The sequence below is a fragment of the Bacteroidota bacterium genome, from assembly GCA_018831055.1.
Lineage (GTDB): Bacteria > Bacteroidota > Bacteroidia > Bacteroidales > B18-G4 > M55B132.
In genome coordinates this window covers 1-2,148 of record JAHJRE010000310.1, presented here as the reverse complement: position 1 = coordinate 2,148, position 2,148 = coordinate 1, and the positions used below count along the sequence as shown (strand labels likewise).

Annotated in this window: 2 protein-coding genes; one reads left to right on the top strand and one right to left on the bottom strand. The window is 40.7% G+C overall.

Going from position 1 to position 2,148, the window contains the following annotated elements:
- Window positions 1-1,181 (bottom strand): cation:proton antiporter (locus KKA81_17090; GenBank protein ID MBU2652644.1); only part of this gene is annotated, 1,181 nt, incomplete at its 3' end.
- A 277-nt stretch (window positions 1,182-1,458) separates the two neighbouring features.
- Between KKA81_17090 and KKA81_17085 the strand changes: the two genes are divergently transcribed.
- On the top strand, window positions 1,459-2,148 hold a 690-nt coding region (locus tag KKA81_17085), incomplete at its 3' end, for an NAD-dependent DNA ligase LigA (protein MBU2652643.1).

The window sequence follows — 2,148 nt, the reverse complement described above, 5'->3', positions numbered from 1 at the left end:
TTTTTACCTTTTCTTTCAAAAAAGTCGAGATACGGACTGATTTTTTTGTAGATTTTCTTCCCATACATAATGAAATATGTCGATCCTCCAATAGTGATTAGTCCGGTGACCGTTACCAGGGATAGAATATCCGGGCTAATATGCCCCATTTTTATTCCCAGGGCAATTAATATCAATGAAAATTCACTAATTTGAGCTACGGTTAAACCTGCGAGGAACCCTGTTTTTTTTGTGTATCGTGAAAATCCCATTAAGGCCATCACAATTAAAGGGTTGCCGATTAGTATGAATGTGGAAAAAATTATAATTGCTAACCAGTAATTGCCAAAGTTGCTAAATTCCATTTGTGTTCCAAGGAAGACAAAAAACATAAGCAGAAAGAAATCTCGCAATGGACGGATGCGGGATGCGATTTCGTGGCGATATGGTGAAATGGAGAGTGATACTCCGGCGAGGAGTGCTCCAATTTCTATGGAGAGTCCAATTTGATGCAATGCCGATGCCAATGCTAGGCACCACGCAATGCTGAATAGCATAATAAATTCTGAACTGTCGGCTATTTTTTTAAGGATTTTTGGCAGCACATAGTATCCAATCAGAAGCACTAAAGTAATGGATCCTACCACTTTTAGAGTGGACTGAATGATGATATTGTAAATATTTCCATCTGCCGAAAGAGATGCAATAAAGATCAAAATGAACATGGCCACTATATCCTGCACAATTAAAAACCCTGTTGCGATTTTTCCATAAAGCGTTTCCAGGTCTTTTTTATCTGAAAGCAGCTTCATAATAACGATTGTACTACTGAAAGTTAGAGCTATCGCAATATATATTGCTTCTATGTACGAGAAATTGAGCAGTCGCGCGATTACAAAGCCAATGCCGGAAGTAAATAGAATCTGTCCCAAGCCAGTTATCACTGAGATTTTACCCACTGTTTTAATAATTCGTGGGCTTAAACTAAGTCCAACCATAAAAAGCAAAAAAGCGATTCCCATTTGTGAAAATGTACCGACAGTATCATGAGAATTTACTACATTAAGGCCATAAGGGCTTAAAATCAGTCCTGAAGCTATGTATGCGATAATCATTGGCTGCTTGAGCATTTTGGCAAATCCCGCCAATATCATTGTCACAACAATAATTATGCTTAGCTCAATGAATATTTGTTCGTACATGAGTATATTTTTGTTTTCATGTAATTATAACAGATAATACTAAAAAAGTCAAAAACCTTAGGCGCAAAGTATCCTAACTTGCAGTTTTTCCTGTATTTAAAAAGCCTATCAAAGTACCCTATCTAGGGTATAAACCTCTCAGAAAAGGCAAAATATTTTTTGGATTGCGTACAACTAGTTATATACGAACTTTTGTTCCAATAATACTGTGATTTAGGGTTTTATACGACTGCATCTTTCAATGCGAAGTGGTTTTGTTTAGAATAGGAGAGTAAAAATGGACAAAAAAGAAGCAAAACAGCGGATTGAAAGCCTGAAGAAGTGGCTTAAGAAGTGGAACTACGAGTATTTCGTGTTGAATCGGAACGATATTTCCGAGGCTGCGCGCGATAAGATCAAGAAGGAACTTCATGAGCTGGAGGATCAGTTTCCTGAATTTGTGACGCCCGACTCCCCTACTCAGCGAGTCGGAAGCGTGCTTTCGGGCAAGTTCGCCAAAATCAAACACCTCCGAGCCAAACAATCGCTAATGGACTGCTTTTCGGATGAGGAGCTGGAGGCATGGGAAGAGCGGAATCAGAAACTGGTTCCCGGTGAAAAGCTCGACTATATAACGGAGTACAAGCTGGATGGCCTGAACCTTTCGCTTATTTACGAAAAAGGTAAGTTACATCGGGCCATCACGCGTGGTGACGGAGTTTATGGGGAGGATGTGACTCACAGTGTCCGTACCATACCAAGCGTTCCACTGGAGCTGAGGGAAATCGGTGGGGCGAAACCCGAAGATTATCCTGTCATTGAAGTGAGTGGCGAAGTCTATATGAGCATCAAGAGCTTTAATGAACTCAACAAATCGGAGGGGCAGGTGTTTGCGAATCCACGTAATGCGGCGGCGGGCACCGTCAGACAGCTGGACCCAAGAGTATCCGCTGACCGCAAGCTGGATATGTATTTCTACAGTATTTAT